Here is a 20,745-nt window from a genome sequence, read left to right as displayed (position 1 = left end):
TATTAGTCAACTTATTTGACTAAAATAGTCAACTTGGTTTACATTTGTAACGTTTTAGACGATGTTATGAAATTTGTTAACCTGCACCTACAATTTTTAATGCCTGCACTGCCTGTTTTTTCTGGCTTATACCTAAAGGATTTTGCCCGTACTATACTTGATGCCTTGCTGAAACAGGCAATACCCGGTAATGATGATATTAATACCAGCTACCTGAAGCAGTTATTCTACCTCCAATGGCATACACTTATGGCTATACTGCTGCTTGTACAGGCAAAAACTCAGCACCTGCGGGGAGTATTCAGCTTTATAATCACAAAGCTTTTGCAGCGGTTTGCCACTTTTTTGGTGCAGCACCCTGTTTCATTTAAAAACATACACACTTCATCGCGGCTAAAGGGCTGTGCCATGCTGGCCGTAGCATTTAGCCTTTGCCTGAGTGCAAAAGCGCAAACCACTACCGTAAACGGTACAGTAACCGATGGCAAAACGCATGAAGCGCTCAGCTACGTTACCGTTTCATTTGCCGGCAGTACAAAAGGTATCAGCACTAATGATGCCGGCAAGTTCAGCTTGTCGGCCAATGGCAGCTTCACCCAGCTTAAGATTTCCTTTGTAGGCTACAAAACGGTATATAAAACCATTCTTCCCGGCGCAACGCAAACCGTGAATATTACCTTGTACGAAGACAAGCAACTGCTGAACGAAGTGGTGGTAACTGCCGGAAAGAAAGCGAAATACCGCAATAAAGGTAATCCCGCTGTAGAACTTATCCGTAAGGTAATTGCCCACAAAGACCAAAACCGGTTAGAAAATTTTAATTACGCCGAGTACCGCCAGTACGAGCGCATGAATTTTTATTTAAGCAACCTGTCCGACAAGTTCAGGAACAAAAGGCTGTTCAAGAATTACCAGTTTATGTTTCAGCAGCAGGACTCTACCGAAATAGGCGGCAAAACATTGCTTCCTGTTTACATGGAAGAAAAGCTTTCTAAAACCTACTACCGCAAAGCGCCTTACACCAAAAAACAAATTATTGAGGGCAGTAAACAGGTAAAGTATGATGCCAAGTATGTTGATAATCAGGGCCTGGCCGCCTACTTTAACCGCTTATATCAGGACATCAATATTTACGATAATAATATCTCATTGGTTACTAACCAATTGTTAAGCCCCATTGCTAATCATTCGCCCGAATTTTATAAATTTTTCATCACAGATACCCTAAAAGACCAGCAGCCCTGGCTGGTAGAGTTAAGCTTTACGCCACGCAATACTACTGACCTGCTATTTGAAGGAAAACTGTATGTAACACTTGATGGCAACTATGCGGTTGAACATGCCGTATTGCGGGTTAACAAAAACATCAATCTTAACTTTGTACGCCAGATGCAGGCTACGCTGGCTTTTGAGAAAACCGCCAACAGCAAATACCGCCTGAGCCAGAGCGACCTTAAAATGGAGTTCGGCATTAATAAAAATAGAGGCGGCGGTATTTATGGCGAGCGTAAAGTAATATTAGACAGCTTTGCTGTAAATACCCCACGGCCAAAAGAGGTATACGACGGCCCTGCGCTGGTATATGCCACGCACGCCGACGATAAGAACGATAAGTACTGGACTGCAAGCCGCCCTGATACCTTAAGCAAGGCCGAAGCCGGGGTATACAAAAATATAGACAGTTTGCAAACCATTCCATCCTTTAAGCGCACGGCTGATCTGGTAACGCTGTTTGTAGCCGGTTACAAGAATGTAGGCCCGTTTGAGATTGGCCCTGTCAATACGTTTTACAGCTTTAACCCGGTAGAAGGTTTCAGGGGCCGCCTGGGCGGCCGCAGTACGCCCGAATTTAGTAAGCGCTATTATTTTGAAACCTACGGCGCTTACGGTACACGAGATCAGCAGTTCAAATATTTTCTGAGTTCCAGCTATTCGCTTAATAATAAATCTATATACGCCTTTCCGCAAAGCTATATACGCGCCAGCTATCAGCACGATACCAAGATACCCGGCCAGGAGCTGCAATTTGTGCAGGAAGACAACTTCCTGCTGTCTTTCAAACGCGGCGATAATGACATCTGGCTGTACAATAACATCTTCAGGCTCGATTATGTGCATGAGTTTGAAACCCATTTTTCCTATAAATTTGGTTTTAAGAAGTGGGATCAAAGCCCGGCCGGCTCTTTATATTTCAGGGATTTAGAAAACAACAGGCTCAGCAACGTAAGCACCGTACACACTACCGAACTGGGCCTCGAATTGCGCTATGCGCCACATGAGCGCTTTTACCAGGGCAAGCTGTACCGTACACCTATCATTGATAGTTATCCTATATTTACCCTGCGCTACAATCAGGGGCTGAAAGGCTTTTTGGGCGGAGATTATAACTACAGCAATATAACAGGCAACATCAGCAAGCGCTTTTACCTATCGCAGCTGGGTTATACTGATGTGGTAGCAGAGGGCAACTATATTGCTGGCAACGGCATTCCGTTTCCGCTGCTGGATATTCACCGGGCCAACCAGTCGTATTCCTTCCAGCTGCAATCCTACAACCTCATGAACTTTTTGGAATTTGTAAGCGATCATTATGCCAGCGTTAATCTCGACCATAATTTTAATGGCTTTTTCTTTAACAAAGTGCCGTTGCTTAAAAAGCTGAAATGGCGCGAGGTATTAGATGTAAAAGCGCTATGGGGCGGTGTACGCAGCCAGAACAACCCGGCTAATGATCCTTCGCTGCTGCGCTTTCCGTTAAACGGGGTAAACAGTGCGGGTACCTATACTTTAAACAATGGCCCTTATGTAGAAGGCAGCGTAGGTGTAAGTAACATCTTTAAGTTTTTGCGCGTGGATCTGGTAAAACGCTTTACCTACCTCAGCAATCCCGGCGCACCGGAATGGGGAGTAAGGGCTATGGTAAAACTCGATTTTTAGTGTTATATTCGTAATGTAATACCGATTATAATAACCAACAGGCCAGGCATTTTAGCTGCTTACCGCAGCAGTAATTTGCGGGCTGATATTTGCGCTACGTACAGCCGGAGATTGAGATGAAAATAACAGAGCCTAAAATTCCGCTTGTTAAGCTGGTATATATGCTAAAGCGTGCCACCGAAGACTGGGCCGACAAGCAGTTGTGCTGCGGGCAGCAGTGCTTTAATAACGCGCACCTGCCTATGTTTATGAGTATTGGAACCCAGGGTATATCCAACAATACACTGGCTTCTAAAATGAATGTAACCAAGCAGGCTGCCAGTAAGGTAATTAAAGCCTTAGAAGCCGACGGCCTGGTTAAAAGTGAAAAAAGCCCCACTGATGCACGCAGTGTAATGTTATATCTTACCCCCGACGGCATTAAACTCTTTGAACACCTGAAAACCCAAGTTACCTACCTGGAAAATAAATATGAAGAGCTGGTAGGCGCCGAAAACTACCAGATAGCTGTTGAGGTAATGAGCAAACTGATTCAGTTTCATGAGGGCATGAAGTGCCCGGTTGCCATCTGATCAGCCATCGGCTTCTTTACCGGGCAAATTCTTATGACAATCCCCTGCAAATAAATACTGTATCTTTGCACTGGCTCTACTTGTAGCATTGCAGTTACTGTACAGCCAATGATAATACATGTTATTTAAAGATTTGAATTTAATAGCGCCCATCCTGAAAGCGCTTGAAACCGAAGGGTACACTACCCCTACCCCCATACAGGAAAAATCAATCCCCCTTATATTACAGCAAAAAGATTTATTAGGCTGCGCCCAAACCGGCACCGGTAAAACGGCTGCTTTTTCTATTCCCATCCTGCAGCTGATGTACCAGGAGCGTAGTCAGCATAAAGAGCCTAAGGCTATTAAAGCCTTGATATTAACGCCTACCCGCGAACTGGCTATACAGATTGATGAGAGCCTGGAGGCTTATGGCAAGCACACCGGCCTGAAGCATCTGGTAATTTTTGGCGGCGTATCGCAAAATCCGCAGGTAGATGCATTGAAGCGAGGGATAGACATTTTGGTAGCCACGCCGGGGCGTTTAATTGATTTGATAAATCAGGGATACGTTCACCTGAACCAGATTAAGTTTCTGGTACTGGATGAGGCCGACCGTATGCTGGATATGGGCTTTGTGCATGATGTAAAACGCATTATTGCCAAGCTGCCCACCAGGCGCCAAACCCTGTTCTTCTCGGCCACTATGCCTAAGGAGATACAACAGTTAGCCTCAACCATATTAAATCAGCCTGCGTATGTAGAGGTTACCCCGGTTTCTTCCACAGCCGATACCATTCAGCAATGCGTGTACCTGGTTGACCGTGAGAACAAAAAATCCCTGCTGGCCCATATACTGAAGGATAAAGAAATACAAACCGCACTGGTATTTACCCGCACCAAGCACGGGGCCGATAAGGTGGTAAAGGATTTAAGCCGTGCCGGTATTACCGCCGAAGCTATACATGGCAACAAATCGCAAAACGCCAGGCAACGGGCGCTTACCAACTTTAAGAACCGCAGCACAAGGGTACTGGTAGCTACCGATATTGCCGCCCGGGGTATTGATATTGATGAGTTAACGCACGTAATTAATTTTGAGCTACCTAACATCCCCGAAACTTATGTACACCGTATAGGGCGTACCGGGCGGGCGGGCGCCAATGGTATTGCACTGTCTTTTTGTGACGATGAAGAACGCGACTACTTGAAAGATATAGAAAAGCTGATTGCCCGTGCCGTACCGGTAAACGATGCGCACCCTTACCCGGTAAAGCAGCGTACCCAAACCGAGCGGCTGCGTGAAGAGTTGAAAAACAATGCGCAACACCGCAGTACGCCTTCCAGCAGCCAGCGAAATCAGCAACGCCAAAAGCAAAATCCGCGCCGCAGGTCGGCAGGAAACAACAGTGGCCGCGGCAACGCTTAAACTGAATAACAAATTTCTTTATTACGCCATTGCTTCCTTTAGCAATGGCGTAATAGTTTATATAAAAGGGGCATTCAGCGCAAATACATTTTCCCATATTTGCATGGGTCAGAAACTTCCTTTAATTTTAAAATGAAATTGCCTGCCACCGCTAATATGAAACGCCTGATTGACCTGCTCAAGAATAAATTTTTGCTCATTACGGCAGTTTTCGTGGTATGGATGCTTTTTTTTGACAGTAACGATCTGTTTTCTCAGTATGAGTATCGCCAGCAACGCAAAAAGCTGGAGCAGGAACGCGATTTTTATCAGAAGGAAACCGCCCAGGTAACAAAGGAGTTAGGCGAACTTACCTCTAACCGTGCCAAGCTGGAAAAATTTGCCCGCGAACGATACCTGATGAAAAAAGATAACGAAGATGTTTTTGTAATTGTAAAGGAAAAGAAAGAAGAAAAGAAGTCGCTCTTTTAATTACACGGGTTAGCTAAGGCTGATTATTTAAACTGCAGCACAACTTTTTTACCTGAAATATTTTCCAGCAGCGGCTTAAAAATCAATTGGGCATTGGTTTGCGCTTTACCTAAAATATTCATCTTGTTAGCGTTATCCAGTAAGCTTTTTTCGGCAATCTTATAGGTATCTTCTACCATATTCTTGGTATTTTCTGAGAAGAAAGTACCGCTTACATCATACACTTTGGATTGCTGGTGGTCAAGCTTTGCATAACATATCTCGGGTTTAGGCAGCCGTACAGTTACCGTACTATCGCCTTGTATAATATCTTTAGCGTTTACTTTAGTTAAATCAACGCAGGCAGCCACCTCCCCTACCGCTACCAGCAGCACCCGCTCATCAGGCAGTAAAGTATGCGGCTGGCGCTTTTCAATTACATCCTTCATACTGTACTTTACCAGTTCCAGCTTACCCATACTGGTAATCTTCTGCACCATTACATCCTCGGTAACTACCGGTTGCTTTGCAGCCTTATACCTGATATAAAAGTAAACTGCAGTACCAAAACACATTAACAATACCAAAGTGAAAACCGAAGGAAAGCGCGAGTTTGAACCGAATGCCATTATTTAAGATTGATAGTTACCCTTAAACTGAAAGAGCAGGCACCTATTGCCTGCTCTTTACAATTATTGCGTGTTATTTACAATTATTGGTAAGATACAGACAGGCTGATGTCTGTATTCAACACCTTTGAAATAATACAGTTGGCTTTTGCACCTTCAGCTATTTCATTAAATTTAGCTTCATCTACGCCTTCAATTTTAGAAGCGTTTAAATCCAGATGAATAGCGGTGATAGACAAGCTGTTCATATCTAAATCCAAAACGGCATTAGTGGTTAAATCGCCGGGGGTAAAGCCAGCCTGCGTTAACGCAGCGCCTACGGCCATAGTAAAGCAACCGGCATGTGCAGCAGCAATTAATTCTTCGGGGTTAGTACCTGTGCCTTCTTCAAAACGTGTCTTAAACGAATACTGCGTATTGTTAAGGGTAGTACTTTGCGTGGTTAGTTCGCCTTTGCCTTCTTTTAAGGTACCATTCCAATGCGCTTTTGCTGTACGTTTCATAGTTATATCCTGTTTGTAATTTGTTATTTAAATACAGCTACCATACCGCATATTTGATGCCACTTTGTGTGTACAAATTGCACAAGCCTGTTTATATCCTGGTTAAGCAGGTATACAGCCATTAACAGAGCTTTAGCGTTACGCAACAGTTTCCTTGCCGGCAATACCATATCAGCCTGGCCCGACCAGCTTCAGTAATCAGCCCTGCTGCACCTGTCATGATACCAGCTTTTGAACATATATGAACAGTAATATCAATTTGACAGGCGGAATTTGACTGAATTTTAGTCTGCATTACCACCTGTTGAACAGCTTTTAATTGCTTTAATAATGCAACCGAATCACCTGCTGTACGGTAGCCGTCCGTACAGTCGGTAGCAGAGAATCGTACAGACAACGGCAGCTCAGCCGGCCAAACTTCTTGCACTGCGCTGACAGTTTACACAAGCGGATGGGTTTTCAAATGAGCCGCCATAGTTACCGGTGCGGCGGTTACTCAATAGCAATAAAACCGTTGCCATAAATGCCCGTGCGCTGCATGTGTTTCCACAACTTAAGGGCTGATGCACCTCCCTTAGCCACTCCAAAAAGTGTAAAGGCAAAGTTTACACTTTTCAAAAAAAATAGTACTTAAATTATTGATAATCAATTTACTATAAAAACACAGGGTTTACACTTTTTAGAGCTTTTAGTTGTGGGTTTTCATGCAGTTTCAGTTCTACTAAAAAGCTATGATTATAATAGCAATAGGCTTAAGCTGGCCGGAATCAGCTTACCGCCTTTCCGGGGGCGGGCATGGCTGGCTTTCCGCCAGGCGTAGGCCGGTTGTATACCGGCTACGGCGCCCTGCTGCCCAATAAAGACTGTAATTTCTTTGAGCATGGCCTGAATATGAGAACCCACGGATGTTTAGCTGCTTTACCAGTGGTTGCAGGTTAATATTACCGTTTAAAAACAACTAACTGCCCTGTAAAATGTATTAGTAAGCAACGAATAGATATTTACACTAACCGGCAATTGTAATTTGAGCACTTATACTACGCTTATTGTATTAAGCGGACTGGTCATCTTCTCTTACCTGTTTGATTTACTGGCCGGCAAAACACGGATACCTTCGGTACTGCTTTTGCTTTTTTTAGGCATAGGCCTGCGGCAGGCGGTACTTTATTTCGACATTAACATCCTAAATTTCAGTACAATTTTACCCACGCTGGGTACTTTAGGGCTGATACTGATTGTGTTTGAAGGTGCACTGGAACTGCGCTACAGCCCGGACAAGAACGCCGTGATACGCAAAGCCTTCTTTTCGGCTTTCTTTATTCTGCTGGCTACTGCATTTGCCGTTACCTACCTGTTTCATCAACTAAGCGGCAAAGGCTACTATCAGTGTTTGGTAAATGCCATACCCTTCTGCGTGGTTAGTTCGGCTATTGCCATTCCCTCGGCAGCCAGTATTAACCGTACCAAGCGGGAGTTTATTATTTACGAATCTTCGTTTTCAGACATCCTCACTATTGTACTGTTCAACTTTATTGTGCGCAACCCGCATATCAATGTAGGCTCCTTTACCAATCTGGGCATCGAACTGGGCATCATTTTGGTGATGGCATTAGCGGCCTGCCTGTTTCTACTGTTCCTGATCGGGCGCATTACCCATCATGTTAAGTTTTTTCTTATCATTTCTATACTGGTGCTGGTCTATGCCATCGGGCAGTCGTTCCACCTTTCGGCACTCATCATTGTGCTGGCTTTAGGGCTGTTTCTGAACAATGCCAATCAGATTAAATTACCGAAGTTCAGGAAACATTTCCTTTACCCGGCATTACCTGCCGATTTGCGCCAGCTGTTTCAGCTATCAGCCGAAAGCGCTTTCTTAATGCGTACCTTTTTCTTCATCATTTTCGGCTTTACTATGGAAGTGGCGCAACTGCAGGACTGGTCTACCCTGCTCATCGGCGGTATTATTTTGTTAGCCATTTATCTCATCCGGCTTTTGTACATCACGCTGGTATCAAAAACAGATATTATGCCCGAACTGGTGATTATTCCGCGCGGGTTGATCAGCGTATTACTGTATTACAACCTGCCGCCTCAATACAAAATTCCGGGTATAGAAACCGGTTTGCTGTTTATCGTAATATTGGCCACCAGCATCATTATGAGCATCGGCCTGCTTGTGAGCAACCGCCGGGTAGAAAGCAGTAAGGAATTTTTGGATGTATAGGCTTTGAGGGAGAAAGGAGAGAGGCAAGAATCAAGAGACAAGAATCAAGAAACAGTACTGCTTAAATTGCTCTTGATTCTTGATTCTTGGCTCCTGATTCCTGCCTCCTGGTTCCTGCCTCCCTGTTAAGGCGTAGTCACCGCTACCGGCAATATTTTACCATTAAAGAATTTGTGCCCGGTGGTAGCAAAGTCAGCTACATATTTACCCATCTCGAAGGCCATTACCGGCGATTGGTAATCCGGGAAGGCCGCCTCCAGCATCTCGGTTTGTACCGAACCCAAAGCCAGGCAGTTTACACTGATCTGCTGCTCCGTTAACTCCTGGGCAAGGCATTCCGTCAAATTAGCCAGCGCCGCCTTGCTGGCCGAGTAGGCTGATAACCCGCTGAACTTGGCGCTGCCCTGCACCCCGCCCATGCTGCCTACATTTACAATGTGCGTACCCTGCGGCATTAGGGGCAACAGGCTTTGAATGATGCGTACATGCCCTAAAAAATTACTTTGCAGCATCTCTACAAAATCAGTTTCATCTGTTTTGATGAAAGGCTTGTTTACCAGTGCACCGGCATTGTTAATGAGTATCTCGATGCGGTTATCAAAGCGGGTGGCGATGGAGCTGCGCAGGTCTTCGTAATCATCATGCACAATATCAAAGGCAATAGGGTATAAAGTACATTCCGGATTTAATCCTTTGGCAATTTCCAGCAGGCGGGTCAGTTTTTCCTGCGAGCGCGCCAGGGCAATCACTTTGTGGTGGTTCGACAGGATTAACTCCAGTACCGTTTCAAAACCTACGCCGCTGCTGGCTCCGGTAACTATAATGTTCATAGGGTAAATGAGTTGATAAATCTGAAGCGCCATGCTTCAAGCTTTGTGCTGACAGGCATAGGTGCTAAAGTGTACTGTTTTATTAAAATTGAGTATGTTCTTAACTAACGTTCATTAATAGATGATAAAAAAACACAGCAATGCGTTATTGCGGGGAACGGGCCCCAGCCCATCGCAGGCAGGGCGAACAAGCCTGATAATGAGATTACTACATTATTGCTCACAGCTTTTTTAAGTTAAATAACGTAAATATAGCATAGCGTTTGCCTTTATTATAATTCAAATACCTGCTTACATTATCAATGTATACAAAAGCTGAAAAGCCCTGCACACAAGTACAAGGCTTTTCATTATCCATTGCGTGAATAAGTTATGACATTTTCAGTTTCTTCTGAATATCGGCCACGTAATTTTTAAATTTCTTATCGGTATCAATCAAATCCTCCACTGTTTGGCAGGCGTAAATTACGGTAGAGTGGTCGCGGCCGCCAAAGAAGCCGCCAATAGTTTTCAGGGAGCTTTTGGTGTGAGCTTTCGACAGGTACATGGAAATCTGGCGGGCCTGCACAATCTCCCGCTTGCGGGTCTGCGATTTCATCATGTCTACCGGCACTTCAAAATACTCGCATACCAGGTTCTGGATGTAATCCATTGATATTTCCTTAGCCGAATTCTTTACAAAATTCTTCAGCATCTGCTTGGCCAGGTTCAAATCAATTTCCTTATGGGTAAGGGTAGATTGCGCCAGCAGCGATACCATGGCACCTTCCAGTTCGCGTACATTATTATCAATGTTGTGCGCTACATATTCCTTTACATCCTCAGGTAACTCGATACCATCCTGATAGATTTTATTTTCCAGGATCGCCATGCGGGTTTCCAGATCAGGCACCTGCAAATCGGCTGATAAGCCCCATTTGAAGCGCGACAACAGGCGCTCTTCTAAACCAGATAAATCCTTGGGCGCTTTATCAGAGGTGATAATTACCTGCTTACCGGTCTGGTGCAGGTGATTAAAGATATGGAAAAAGAAATCCTGCGTTTTTTCCTTACCGGCAAAGTTGTGCACATCATCCATAATCAGCACATCAATGGCCTGGTAAAAGTTTACAAAGTCGTTAATGTTGTTATGCTTCAGGGCATCTACAAACTGCTGGGTAAACTTCTCGCAGCTTACATACAGTACCAGCTTATCAGGCAGGGTACGCTTAATTTCGTTACCAATGGCATGTACCAGGTGAGTTTTGCCCAAACCTACCGAACCGTAGATCATGAGGGGGTTAAATGAGGTGCCGCCCGGTTTGGCCGCCACTGCATAACCTGCAGAACGTGCCAGGCGGTTACAGTCGCCCTCTACAAAGTTTTCAAAGGTATAGTTCTGGTTTAGCTGCGGGTCAACGTTCAGCTTTTTAAGGCCGGGTATTACAAACGGGTTCTTAATATCCTTGTTCAGCGAGATCGGCATCGGCATAGATTGGCTCTTGGCCTCGGCGCCGTTACCGTTAGAAGGCATGTTGGTAGTAAAAGGCTTGCTTGATGACGACTGATCAACCACTATGTTATATTCCAGCCGGCCTTCTTCGCCCAACTGATTTTTAATGGTTTTACGCAGCAAGCCTACATAATGTTCTTCCAGCCACTCGTAAAAGAAAAGGCTGGGCACTTGTATGGTCAGTACGCTGCCATCCAGACGCAAGGCATTAATCGGGTCGAACCACGTTTTAAAACTTTGGGCCGGAATGTTGTCTTTTATGATCTGCAAGCAGCTGTTCCAAACGTGAGTAGAAGTTTTTTCCATATCGCAATGTGATAAATTGTTGATTTTCAAAGCCCGGCGCAACTTTAAACCGGCTGCCTACGGAGTATCGAATATTGACAAAAAAGTGGATAAAAAAAATCGGTTTTAAAGTTTTTGTGGATATTTATTTTCAATTAATTCACCGCAACTTCAACTTAAATACCTATATGCGCCAGCAAAAAACAAGGGAAACAGCTATGCTGATGTTAGAATGTATGTTTGATTTCATGTGAGTTTGTTTTGTTGTGTATACACCAGAAGCCGGGCCTCTAAAGCGTGTTTACAGTACATCAACACTCAAGCCACAATGTGGATAACTTACAGGGAATAATTTTAAGTAATTGAAAATTTGGGAGATAGTATTTTGAACCGCAATGTGGAAAAAACATGGCAGGGTTAGTGCTGCATTTGGATACTGTATATTGACATTAACTTTATATACAGTTAATACTCGCCAAACACTTTACGCAGCACATCTGCAATTTCGCCAAGCGTAGCATAGCATTCTACAGCATTTAAAATATGCGGCATCAGGTTTTCGGCGCCGTTTGCGGCTTCCAGTAAACGCTTTAATGTTATTTCAACTTCAGCATTATTTCGTTCGGCCTTTAATAAATGTAGTTTTTCTATCTGGTGCAGGCGTATGCTGTCATCCACCCTGAAAACTTCGCCCACCGGCTGTTCCTTTTCGGTAAAGCGGTTTACACCTACCAGTATGCGTTCCTGGTTTTCCAGTTCGGTTTGATACTGGTAGGCCGAGCGGGCTATTTCCTGCTGTATGTAATCCTGCTCAATGGCTTTTACCGAGCCGCCCATTGCATCTATCTTATCTATGTACAGCTGTGCGGCCACTTCCAGTTCATCGGTTAAGGCTTCTACAAAATAAGAGCCGGCCAGCGGGTCGACCGTGTCTGTCACGCCGCTTTCAAAGGCAATGATCTGCTGCGTGCGCAGGGCCACCTTGGCTGCCGCTTCGGTAGGCAGCGAAAGCGCTTCATCATAACCATTGGTATGCAAAGATTGCGTACCGCCCAGTACCGCCGCCAGCGCCTGGTTGCTTACCCGCACAATATTATTCATGGGCTGCTGAGCCGTTAAGGTAGAGCCGCCGGTTTGGGTATGGAAGCGCAGCTTTTGCGCACCGGCATCTGTAGCCCCCAGGCTTTGCGTAATATGCGCCCACATACGCCGCGCCGCCCTGAACTTGGCAATCTCCTCGAAAAAATTATTATGGCAGTTGAAAAAGAAAGACAGGCGTTTGGCAAACACATTTACATCCAGCCCCTTTTCAATAGCCGCCTGTAAATACGCTTTGCCATTGGCCAAAGTAAAGGCCAGTTCCTGTACAGCAGTAGAGCCGGCTTCGCGGATGTGATAACCTGATATGGAAATGGTGTTCCATTTAGGCACTTCGCTGCTGCAATATTCAAAAATATCGGTAATGAGCCGCATGGACGGTGCGGGCGGATAAATATAAGTGCCCCGTGCCGCATATTCCTTTAAGATGTCGTTTTGTATGGTACCCGAAATCTGTTTGAGATCGGCTCCCTGCTTTTTAGCTAAGGCGATATACATGGCCAGCAGTATAGCAGCCGTGGCATTAATGGTCATGGAGGTGGTGATCTGCTGTAGCTGTATGCCATCAAACAGCACCTCCATATCTTTTAACGAGTCGATAGCCACGCCTACCTTACCTACCTCACCTTCGGCCAGCTCGTGGTCAGAGTCGTAACCAATCTGTGTGGGCAGGTCAAAAGCCACGGAAAGGCCCATCGTGCCCTGCTGCAATAAATAATGGTAACGCTTGTTGGATTCTTCGGCGGTAGAGAAACCGGCATACTGCCGCATGGTCCAGGGCCGGCCGCGGTACATATCCTTTTGTATGCCCCGGGTGTAGGGGAACTGCCCCGGCAGTTCCTGCATACCTGAGGGCTCCGTATATACTTCCTTTATTTCGATGCCCGAACTGGTGGTTACCTTTTTCTCTGCCATGTTCAAAACAACTCTTCTAAATCGCGTTTAATTACGCTGGCAGCAGCCTCATAGGGGTTATCCTCCATCTGTGCCAGCTGGTTTAAAATCAACTGCGCCAGTTCCAGCCCGGCTGCGTCGGCAGGCAGGGCGCGGCCTGCATTGTTAATCAGGTTCAATGTATCGTCTTTTATACGCCTTACCATACCCCATGCCCGGCTGCTCAGGTAAATTTGCTGGGTGATGTTATGCTGAAATTCTTCGCGCAGTTCGCTGGCAATCACACTCTGCAGTTCGGCAGCCGTGTAAGCAGGCGCATTTAACCGGATGAGCATATTGGCCGGATTGATACGCTCAATAAAAAGGATGATACGCTCGTAAGCCTGCAACCGCAAAGGCAGCAACTGGCTGCTTGCCGCTTTTTTGAGTTCCAGCACTTGTATCTTTTCGGTACGGTCCAAATAAGGTTTTACCAGGTAAAAGGCAATCCATACGATGCCTATGCCGGCAATGGTATATTTTAAAATATCAAATAAAAGGGTAACAATCATATGGAAACGGCACTGTTATACCACCGTCATAAAGGCGGCGCCTGATAACAAAAGTGTAGATTTTAACTTATATTTGTTCTAACTAAATAGAATTATAACATGAGCACTGCTGTAGAAACTGCTATAGCGCCGGTTTCATTTACCGAAGGCGCTGTTAAGGAAATAAATAAACTGAAATATCAGCAAGAACTGAATGATGACTTTGGCCTGCGCGTAGGCGTTGAGGGCGGCGGCTGTGCCGGCATGAACTACATTTTAGGGTTCGACCAGCAGAAGGACGGTGACCAGATTTATTATATTAACGGTGTAAAGGTGTACATGCACAAAGCGCACGGCCTGTACCTGGCCGGTATGCAGGTTGACTTTCAGGATGGCCTGAATGCCCGCGGCTTTACCTTTAATAACCCGAATGCCTCCAGCACCTGTGGCTGCGGCACTTCGTTTTCGGTATAAATAATTTTGCTTTCAAATATAAAAGGCGGTTATTATTAAATAACCGCCTTTTGATTTTAATTAGCTTTCGATTCTTCGATGCTTTTCTTTAGCCAGTAGGCAATGGCCGGATGGCTTCCCACATTACTAAAAACAACTTTACCCTTCTTGTTAATTATTACGTTTGTTGGGTATAAGTCAACATTATTACTTGCCGCTAACGATTTACCGTCTGCAACTAAATGATATTGTAACGGATGCTCTTTAACAAACTTTTTCATAGGATAACCTGCCCCCAAACCTATCGCTATAAAAACTACATCTTTATCTTCTTTATATCGCTCAGCAACTTCGTTGAGTGCAGGCAATTCTTCCTGACAGGCTGGATCTTTTATATCCCAAAAATTCAACACCAGCGTTTTACCCGCTAATTCGTCAGGGCCTATCGCAAAGCCATCTAACGCCTGAATTTTAAAATAGCCAAAATCCTGTCCTGCTTTAAAAGCCGGGCTTTCGGTTGGCTTAGGTAAGTTTGCAAACATCTGGTCGCGGTCTGCCTCGCTCATTTTGTAAATCACAAATTTGTTAGCAGCGTCAGTATCATAATGCTTAAGTCCGTAACGGGTAGAGGCAATAAAATCTTTCCAACTATCATAAGTGTATCTTTTACCAGTTGAGTCAACAACAATTGATGTACTGTCAATACTTAGTGCAAGTGCTTGTGCTTTTAAGCCAGATGTGGTTAGTAAACTGAAAATGATAAATAAATAGGTTTTCACGTGTAATAAAGTTTGCGCGCACAATATACCAAAAGCTATATATATATCGACGAACAATTGCTGTAATTGTATGTTGAAAATCAGCAATGAAGTTAAAAAAAGGCTTTTTTTTTGTAGTTATCATATTTAGCTCACTTGCCTTAAAAGCCCAACTGAAGCCGGGTTTTGATGCACAGGAATACCTGGAGTTGCTGCGCATCTCCCGGCAGCAGATAGATACCGTTATCAAGAACGACCGCGTAGGCAAGCCCCGCAACTACCGCATGGTGTATCGCTCAAAGGTTGGCCCGCTAAAAAACCGCTGGGATCTATGGATAAACAACGATAAAACAGCCGTTATCAGCCTGCGCGGCACCACTGCTGAAGGTGTAAGCTGGCTCGAAAATCTTTATGCGGCCATGGTACCGGCCAGCGGACAACTGCATATCAGCAATACGTATACCTTTAACTACCATCTGGCTGATGACCCGCGGGCTACTATACATGTGGGCTGGCTGCTGGGCATGGCCGATATGGCTCCCAACATTGTTGAAGAAATTAACAAGTTGTACCACGAGCAGGGCATTAAAAACTTCCTGCTGATGGGGCACAGCCAGGGTGGCGCCATCGCTTATTTACTGCGGTCGCACCTGGCAGCTTTGCAGCAGCAGCAAGTACTTCCGGCTGATATTACCTTCAAAACCTATTGCAGCGCCCCGCCGAAACCGGGCAACACCTACTATGCCTACAGCTATGATTATCTTACCCGGGGCGGCTGGGGCTTGTCGGTAATTAATGCCGCCGACTGGGTGCCCGAAACGCCGTTCTCTATACAAACGCTGGATGATTTTAACCGGCTGAACCCCTTTAGTGATGTAAGCCGCCTTACCAAAGGGCAGTCGTTTATTAAAAAGATTGTGATTAAGTACCTGTACAACCAGCTCGGCAAACCGCCGGCAAAAGCCGTAAAGCGCGACCGGAAATATTTGGGCCACACGGTTTACAAATACATCAGAAAGGAATTGCCCCAGCTACAGGAACCTGTTTATGCAGAGAACAACCTGTATACCCATTGCGGCACCATTATTATGCTGATGCCTGATGCTGCCTACCGGCAACGGTACCCGGACAATCCGGATAAGCTGTTTACCCATCACTTGTTCAGCCCGTACTATGAGCTGGCCGAACGGGAATATGGCCGGTAATTTAAATTAACTTTTAATATTTTACAAAGAGAACACTTTGGAAAAATACTGCGCGTAATTGCCCCAATCTTTAAATGCAGCCTTCAGGGTAGTCATAAAACCTTTATCATCCACCGGCTTTCCTTTCTTTGGCGGCGCCACGGCTGATGGCGGCAGGGTACTGTCAATCACCTTGGTGGCAAACCAGCTTACGTTATCATGCGGCAGCGCCACACCCAATATCATTCCGGGTAAACCGGAAAATGATTCCGGCCCGCCTGATACGGTGATCTCGTTGGTGTAAAAGGCAACCACATAAACAGAGTCCATAATGATGGCGTTGGCCCGGCGGCAGGTGTAGCCGGCTATATCCCGCGTTTCATCGGTAATCTTCCAGTTGATCTTGCGCGGACTTTCTGTAACCAGAAAAGTTTGCTCAAATACTTTCTTTTGGCTTATTTTCTTATCCGTATTTAAATCGGTGTATACAATGTTATTTTGCGTAGCCATTGGTTCATCTCCAAAAAAGCTGTTACTCATTTCTTCTTCAGCCTTGGGCGTAAACAAGGTTTTATTGTCGGCAAAGGTAAGTGTGCTTTTCAGCACCTTCATTTGAGGGTTACTCTTTTTGTAGGCCTCAAAAGCTGTTTGCATAAAGCTTTCATTATCCTTATTGATACGCTTATTGATCAGCGCATACATATTCACGTTTTTATCAAACTCGATGGTACCCGAGGTGGTGAAATGTGCACTTTGCGCGCGCGCGTACTGGCCGGCAGTTACCCAAAAGCAGAAAACCAGTATACATACAGATTTCATCATATTCTTATTTTTTTGGAGCGCTTCCGCCCATCTTGTTAAAATCCCATACCACCGAAAACATAAAGTAGCGCCTTATGGTGGTATAGGTGGTTTGCGTGATAAAGTTACCGCTGGTGTTACGGCTAAACCCGGCATTCTGGTTGAGCAGATCATTACCCGAAAGCACCAGTTTCAGATTATCCGACTTGAAAAAAGTCCTGGTAAGAGAAGCATTAAGCAATACCCGCGAGAAAGACTGATCAAAAGTCTGCGTTTTTGATTTATACTGATAATTAGCGTCCGAGGCGATTTGCAGTTTGCCGGGCAGGTACACAGTAAACTCGCCATTACCATTCCAGCCGTGCCCGTTATTATTAATAGACCGCTGTAATGAAGAACCGCCTACCGTAAAATTAGGGCCGAACGATAATGAAACATCGTACTTCTTTTGTGCATACTTTGATATGCGGGCGCTTACATTGTAATCATTTAAACTGATGGCATTAACGTCTCCGTTAGATACGGTATAACTTTTACTGCCATCTGAATTGATATCTAAACCCACATTAATTTCCGGCCCGGCAATTTTGCGGCTCGCATAGGCGCCAAAATAGAAATTATAGGGCGTTCTGTTTAAATTGACGTACTGACTCACCGTTTTACCGGCATTGGGGTCAGTAGTTACACTGCTGGTAATAGGGTTGCTGGTAAATGAGAAGTTACCATAGAAGAATAAAGATTGATCACTAAGTACCTTATAGGTATTGTAATTAACATTTAAACGGTTGGTAAACGAAGGTGTAAGGCCCGGATTGCCCAATAAAATATTAAGCGGATCATTGTTCACCAATACCGGCTGTATCTGCTCAACTGTGGGCTGCTGCGTGTTTCCGTTATAATCAATATTTACAGATGATTGCTGAGAAAAACGGTAACTGTACCGGGCCTGCGGGTTCCAGTTCACAAAATTACGCCTGAAAACGCCGCCGGTATACTCATTGGTTTGCTTGAAATTTACATTGCCTACCTTACTGCCTATATTGAATACCGTTTTGCCGCTTCTATAGTTCAATAAAAAGCCGCCCTGATTAATCAGCTGCTCCAGTGTGTAATCGCTGCTATAACGGGAATCGAAAACACTATAGATCCCGCTGCCCGGCTGCGACTCGTTGAACGATTTACGGTCGGCACTGCTGTTATTTACAATTACTCCATAATTAAGCGCCAGCGCCAGCTTTTTAGAAAGCGGCTCAGAGTAGGTGGCTACAGAGGAGAACAAGGAACTCCTTATATTATTCAGCTTATACTGGTTGATGATGCGGCTGCTATCCGGCTGCCCCTGTATATTATAGTAGTTAATATCAGAAAAAAGGAAGCCTTTAGCTTTGCTGTTATTATAGGCTTCACTAACATTTAAGGAGAAGGTACGGCCTTTTTTCTTAAACTTTTTGCTGTAAAAGGCGCTGGCATTAAACACCTGCCCATCAGTATTATTATTAATGCGGCGGTTGTTGGTATTTAACAGCGTGCTATCGGCCCGCTGGTTTCGGGTTGCATAGTTGTTTACAGTTTCACTATGCTTCAGGGTGGCATCAAAACTGATCTTCAGATTTGATGAAGTGTCAATCTTGAAGTTATACATCCCGTCCAGCTTTTGCCTGAATATATAATTATGAAAATTTTGGACCGAGGAACTGTTTAAGCTACTATCGCGCAGGTTGTTTTGAGTAAGTGTATTAATGGCACCATCTACCGTAACCGAGCCGATTTTGTAATTGGCATTTATGGAATGCTTGTCATTATTCCACTTATTATCATAATGCAGCCCGCCTGTACGTGCTGTTGGCCGCCCCTGCCCGTTGTACTGCCCGTTAAAGTTGTCTAAATCATCACTTGAGCCTGATATATAGAATGTACCGTCGTCCCCTGCCGTTACATTGTCAGAACCGCCGTATTTTTGACTGTCGCGCCAGCCCAGTCCGGTTTTACCCGTATTACTCAATACGCCGTAAGCCGAAAACTTCTGCTTGCCCCAAAAACGATTGAACAGTACCTGACCGTTATAATAATTATTGGTTGCCACCCCTGCCTCTGCTTTGCCAAAGTAGCCGTTTTTCTTATCTTCCTTTAATTTAATGTTGAGTGTTTTATCCTTCTTGCCGTCATCAATACCGGTAAAGGTGGCTTGGTCGCTTTTTTTATCATATAGCTGCACCTTATCTACCATATCGGCCCGCAGGTTCTTAGTTACCAGTGTAGGGTCATCACCAAAAAACTCCTCGCCATCTACCAGCACCTTGTTTACCGTTTGCCCCTGGGCGGTAATCTTTCCATCTTTATCTACCTGTATGCCGGGCAGCTGCTTTAGTAAATCTTCTACCTTGGCGTTGGGCTGTATATTATAGGCAGCCGCATTAAATTCGGTGGTATCACCTTTAATCTTTATAGCGGCGGCTTTGCCTTTAACAATTACATCCTGCAGAAGGCGCGACTTTAACTTGAGCCCGATATTGCCAAAATTATGTGCAGCACTGATGGAGTCGAGCGCAAAATTGTCTACATAATCCGCATAGCCGGGATAAGATACGAGCAGGATAAACTTGCCTTTATTCAGGCGGTTCATGCTGAATGAGCCGTCGGCACTGGTTCTGGTAAACTTACGTAAGGTAGAATCTTTTGCATTGAGGATTAAAACGGTAGCGTTTACCAGTTTTTGCGAAGTATAATCCTCGGTGATATTCCCCTTTACCGTATAATCAGTTTGTGCAGAAACAGACGACACGTAAAGCAGCAACAAAAGAACAAGGCAGGGGGTTATCTTATTCATATACAGGTTTAGACACGCCTAATATATAAACTATAAAATTAGCAGTGGAATTTCAGCCGGTTAAAAAGTGTTAAATTTTATCCTTAACTATATCCTGTAAAACCGTTGAACAGTCCACTGTTCTTACAGCAGCATACTGTTCCGCAACGGATACTCACCGCCCAGCAGTTTCTCGGCGTAGGTAGTGCGCAGGGCATCCTGAAAGGCGGCAGCGTGGCGGGGGTGGTGCATATCGCTGGAGGTGAAGTCGATCAGGTGGTTGTCAATCAGCGCCTCTGCCAGCTTTTTGGTTTCGCGGCCATAATAGCCGGTTAAGGAGATGATGTTTAACTGAAAAAGGCAGCCCCAGGAATGCAGCATCTTGTATTCGTCTAACGACATATACGGATAGCGTTCCGGGTGCGCCAGTATGGGCTGCAAGCCCTTATCCTTTATCTTTTGTATCACCGGAAATACAGTAGGCGGCTTACTGATGAAGGAGAACTCAAACAGCACATACTTGCCGCCTATCACCATAAGTTCATCACGGTCAATGCGGCTTTCAAAGGTTTCATCGTAATAATGCTCGGCGGCGGCTTCTACTTCAACATCAATGCCCTGCCGCTGCAGTTCGGCTTTCAGCACGGCCAGGGCATTATTGATGCTGGTAGCATCGTTACGGTAGTAATCAGCCATGATGTGAGGCGTGGCAATAATTTTCCGTATGCCCACCTCCATCATTTTCTTAATGAGTATGATGGAGTCTTCGGGCGTTTGCGCACCGTCATCAATACCGGGCAGCACGTGCGAGTGCATGTCTACACCCAACGCCTCATAGGTAAACGTAATGTCGCGTTTAGGCTGCTTCTTTTTAAATAAACCGAACATCAA

Annotated in this window: 19 protein-coding genes; 7 read left to right on the top strand and 12 right to left on the bottom strand. The window is 45.0% G+C overall.

Features of this window, described 5'->3' with window-relative positions:
* The first annotated feature begins 408 nt into the window (after nt 1-408).
* The 4 genes from ACY652_RS10080 to ACY652_RS10065 all read left to right on the top strand — a co-directional run bounded on the left by ACY652_RS10080 (nt 409) and on the right by ACY652_RS10065 (nt 5,388).
* Complete coding sequence (locus tag ACY652_RS10080; RefSeq protein WP_462268240.1) at nt 409-2,937, top strand: DUF5686 and carboxypeptidase-like regulatory domain-containing protein; 2,529 nt, start codon at nt 409-411, stop codon at nt 2,935-2,937.
* Between the two features lie 116 nt (nt 2,938-3,053).
* Nucleotides 3,054-3,509, top strand: coding sequence for a MarR family winged helix-turn-helix transcriptional regulator (locus ACY652_RS10075; RefSeq protein WP_462264245.1), 456 nt, complete (start codon nt 3,054-3,056; stop codon nt 3,507-3,509).
* 118 nt (nt 3,510-3,627) lie between these two features.
* Nucleotides 3,628-4,917, top strand: coding sequence for a DEAD/DEAH box helicase (locus ACY652_RS10070; protein ID WP_462264244.1), 1,290 nt, complete (start codon nt 3,628-3,630; stop codon nt 4,915-4,917).
* A gap of 132 nt (nt 4,918-5,049) precedes the next feature.
* On the top strand, nt 5,050-5,388 hold the full coding sequence (locus ACY652_RS10065; protein WP_462264243.1) for an FtsB family cell division protein: 339 nt from the start codon (nt 5,050-5,052) through the stop codon (nt 5,386-5,388).
* A gap of 23 nt (nt 5,389-5,411) precedes the next feature.
* Here the strand turns inward: ACY652_RS10065 and ACY652_RS10060 are convergent, their stop codons facing one another.
* The 4 genes from ACY652_RS10060 to ACY652_RS10045 all read right to left on the bottom strand — a co-directional run bounded on the left by ACY652_RS10060 (nt 5,412) and on the right by ACY652_RS10045 (nt 7,381).
* Entirely contained in the window at nt 5,412-5,996 is a 585-nt protein-coding gene (locus ACY652_RS10060) for a DUF4230 domain-containing protein (protein ID WP_462264242.1), read from the bottom strand.
* Nucleotides 5,997-6,079: 83 nt separating this feature from the next.
* Nucleotides 6,080-6,499, bottom strand: a complete 420-nt coding sequence (locus ACY652_RS10055; RefSeq protein ID WP_462264241.1) for an OsmC family protein — start codon at nt 6,497-6,499, stop codon at nt 6,080-6,082.
* A 492-nt stretch (nt 6,500-6,991) separates the two neighbouring features.
* Entirely contained in the window at nt 6,992-7,117 is a 126-nt protein-coding gene (locus tag ACY652_RS10050) for a hypothetical protein (protein ID WP_462264240.1), read from the bottom strand.
* Nucleotides 7,118-7,234: 117 nt separating this feature from the next.
* The gene (locus ACY652_RS10045; RefSeq protein ID WP_462264239.1) at nt 7,235-7,381 is read right to left on the bottom strand and encodes a hypothetical protein; all 147 of its coding nucleotides are present in this window, start codon (nt 7,379-7,381) and stop codon (nt 7,235-7,237) included.
* A gap of 142 nt (nt 7,382-7,523) precedes the next feature.
* Here ACY652_RS10045 and ACY652_RS10040 point away from each other — a divergent pair, with 142 nt between their 5' ends.
* A complete protein-coding gene (locus tag ACY652_RS10040) occupies nt 7,524-8,723 on the top strand; it encodes a cation:proton antiporter domain-containing protein (RefSeq protein ID WP_462264238.1) in 1,200 nt (399 codons plus the stop codon).
* 125 nt (nt 8,724-8,848) lie between these two features.
* On the opposite strand, the gene ACY652_RS10035 is transcribed toward ACY652_RS10040, so the two are convergent.
* The 4 genes from ACY652_RS10035 to ACY652_RS10020 all read right to left on the bottom strand — a co-directional run bounded on the left by ACY652_RS10035 (nt 8,849) and on the right by ACY652_RS10020 (nt 13,873).
* Nucleotides 8,849-9,553, bottom strand: a complete 705-nt coding sequence (locus tag ACY652_RS10035) for an SDR family NAD(P)-dependent oxidoreductase (RefSeq protein WP_462264237.1) — start codon at nt 9,551-9,553, stop codon at nt 8,849-8,851.
* Nucleotides 9,554-9,923: 370 nt separating this feature from the next.
* Nucleotides 9,924-11,351 carry a chromosomal replication initiator protein DnaA gene (gene dnaA, locus ACY652_RS10030; protein ID WP_462264236.1) on the bottom strand — a complete coding sequence of 476 codons (1,428 nt, stop codon included), beginning with the start codon at nt 11,349-11,351 and terminating at the stop codon, nt 9,924-9,926.
* Nucleotides 11,352-11,795: 444 nt separating this feature from the next.
* Nucleotides 11,796-13,343, bottom strand: a complete 1,548-nt coding sequence (locus ACY652_RS10025) for an acyl-CoA mutase large subunit family protein (RefSeq protein ID WP_462264235.1) — start codon at nt 13,341-13,343, stop codon at nt 11,796-11,798.
* A 2-nt stretch (nt 13,344-13,345) separates the two neighbouring features.
* Nucleotides 13,346-13,873 carry a DUF7935 family protein gene (locus tag ACY652_RS10020; protein WP_462264234.1) on the bottom strand — a complete coding sequence of 176 codons (528 nt, stop codon included), beginning with the start codon at nt 13,871-13,873 and terminating at the stop codon, nt 13,346-13,348.
* A 99-nt stretch (nt 13,874-13,972) separates the two neighbouring features.
* Between ACY652_RS10020 and ACY652_RS10015 the strand changes: the two genes are divergently transcribed.
* Nucleotides 13,973-14,326 (top strand): HesB/IscA family protein, encoded by a 354-nt coding sequence (locus ACY652_RS10015; RefSeq protein ID WP_462264233.1) that lies wholly within the window; start codon nt 13,973-13,975, stop codon nt 14,324-14,326.
* Between the two features lie 56 nt (nt 14,327-14,382).
* Here ACY652_RS10015 and ACY652_RS10010 read toward each other — a convergent pair whose 3' ends face one another.
* Nucleotides 14,383-15,084, bottom strand: a complete 702-nt coding sequence (locus ACY652_RS10010) for a peroxiredoxin family protein (RefSeq protein ID WP_462264232.1) — start codon at nt 15,082-15,084, stop codon at nt 14,383-14,385.
* A gap of 86 nt (nt 15,085-15,170) precedes the next feature.
* Here ACY652_RS10010 and ACY652_RS10005 point away from each other — a divergent pair, with 86 nt between their 5' ends.
* Complete coding sequence (locus ACY652_RS10005) at nt 15,171-16,268, top strand: lipase family protein (protein ID WP_462264231.1); 1,098 nt, start codon at nt 15,171-15,173, stop codon at nt 16,266-16,268.
* A gap of 21 nt (nt 16,269-16,289) precedes the next feature.
* Here the strand turns inward: ACY652_RS10005 and ACY652_RS10000 are convergent, their stop codons facing one another.
* From ACY652_RS10000 to ACY652_RS09990, 3 genes are all read right to left on the bottom strand, one after another.
* A complete protein-coding gene (locus tag ACY652_RS10000; protein WP_462264230.1) occupies nt 16,290-17,069 on the bottom strand; it encodes a GLPGLI family protein in 780 nt (259 codons plus the stop codon).
* Between the two features lie 4 nt (nt 17,070-17,073).
* Nucleotides 17,074-19,875, bottom strand: a complete 2,802-nt coding sequence (locus tag ACY652_RS09995) for an outer membrane beta-barrel protein (RefSeq protein WP_462264229.1) — start codon at nt 19,873-19,875, stop codon at nt 17,074-17,076.
* Nucleotides 19,876-19,998: 123 nt separating this feature from the next.
* Nucleotides 19,999-20,742 (bottom strand): tyrosine-protein phosphatase, encoded by a 744-nt coding sequence (locus tag ACY652_RS09990; RefSeq protein ID WP_462264228.1) that lies wholly within the window; start codon nt 20,740-20,742, stop codon nt 19,999-20,001.
* Nucleotides 20,743-20,745: the final 3 nt, after the last annotated feature.

This window comes from Mucilaginibacter sp. (genome assembly GCF_965200995.1).
Lineage (GTDB): Bacteria > Bacteroidota > Bacteroidia > Sphingobacteriales > Sphingobacteriaceae > Mucilaginibacter.
Note: the sequence above shows the minus strand (reverse complement) of the source record. Positions and strands in the feature narration are given on the sequence as shown.

Coding starts and splice junctions, on each gene's coding strand:
- ACY652_RS10055 (WP_462264241.1), bottom strand. CDS start 6,499: ATGAAACGTACAGCAAAAGCGCATTGGAATGGTACCTTAAAAGAAGGC.
- ACY652_RS10080 (WP_462268240.1), top strand. CDS start 409: ATGCTGGCCGTAGCATTTAGCCTTTGCCTGAGTGCAAAAGCGCAAACC.
- ACY652_RS10000 (WP_462264230.1), bottom strand. CDS start 17,069: ATGATGAAATCTGTATGTATACTGGTTTTCTGCTTTTGGGTAACTGCC.
- ACY652_RS10075 (WP_462264245.1), top strand. CDS start 3,054: ATGAAAATAACAGAGCCTAAAATTCCGCTTGTTAAGCTGGTATATATG.
- ACY652_RS10070 (WP_462264244.1), top strand. CDS start 3,628: ATGTTATTTAAAGATTTGAATTTAATAGCGCCCATCCTGAAAGCGCTT.
- ACY652_RS09995 (WP_462264229.1), bottom strand. CDS start 19,875: ATGAATAAGATAACCCCCTGCCTTGTTCTTTTGTTGCTGCTTTACGTG.
- ACY652_RS10025 (WP_462264235.1), bottom strand. CDS start 13,343: ATGGCAGAGAAAAAGGTAACCACCAGTTCGGGCATCGAAATAAAGGAA.
- ACY652_RS10060 (WP_462264242.1), bottom strand. CDS start 5,996: ATGGCATTCGGTTCAAACTCGCGCTTTCCTTCGGTTTTCACTTTGGTA.
- ACY652_RS10065 (WP_462264243.1), top strand. CDS start 5,050: ATGAAATTGCCTGCCACCGCTAATATGAAACGCCTGATTGACCTGCTC.
- ACY652_RS10020 (WP_462264234.1), bottom strand. CDS start 13,873: ATGATTGTTACCCTTTTATTTGATATTTTAAAATATACCATTGCCGGC.
- ACY652_RS10045 (WP_462264239.1), bottom strand. CDS start 7,381: ATGCTCAAAGAAATTACAGTCTTTATTGGGCAGCAGGGCGCCGTAGCC.
- ACY652_RS10005 (WP_462264231.1), top strand. CDS start 15,171: ATGAAGTTAAAAAAAGGCTTTTTTTTTGTAGTTATCATATTTAGCTCA.
- ACY652_RS09990 (WP_462264228.1), bottom strand. CDS start 20,742: ATGTTCGGTTTATTTAAAAAGAAGCAGCCTAAACGCGACATTACGTTT.
- ACY652_RS10035 (WP_462264237.1), bottom strand. CDS start 9,553: ATGAACATTATAGTTACCGGAGCCAGCAGCGGCGTAGGTTTTGAAACG.
- ACY652_RS10015 (WP_462264233.1), top strand. CDS start 13,973: ATGAGCACTGCTGTAGAAACTGCTATAGCGCCGGTTTCATTTACCGAA.
- dnaA (WP_462264236.1), bottom strand. CDS start 11,351: ATGGAAAAAACTTCTACTCACGTTTGGAACAGCTGCTTGCAGATCATA.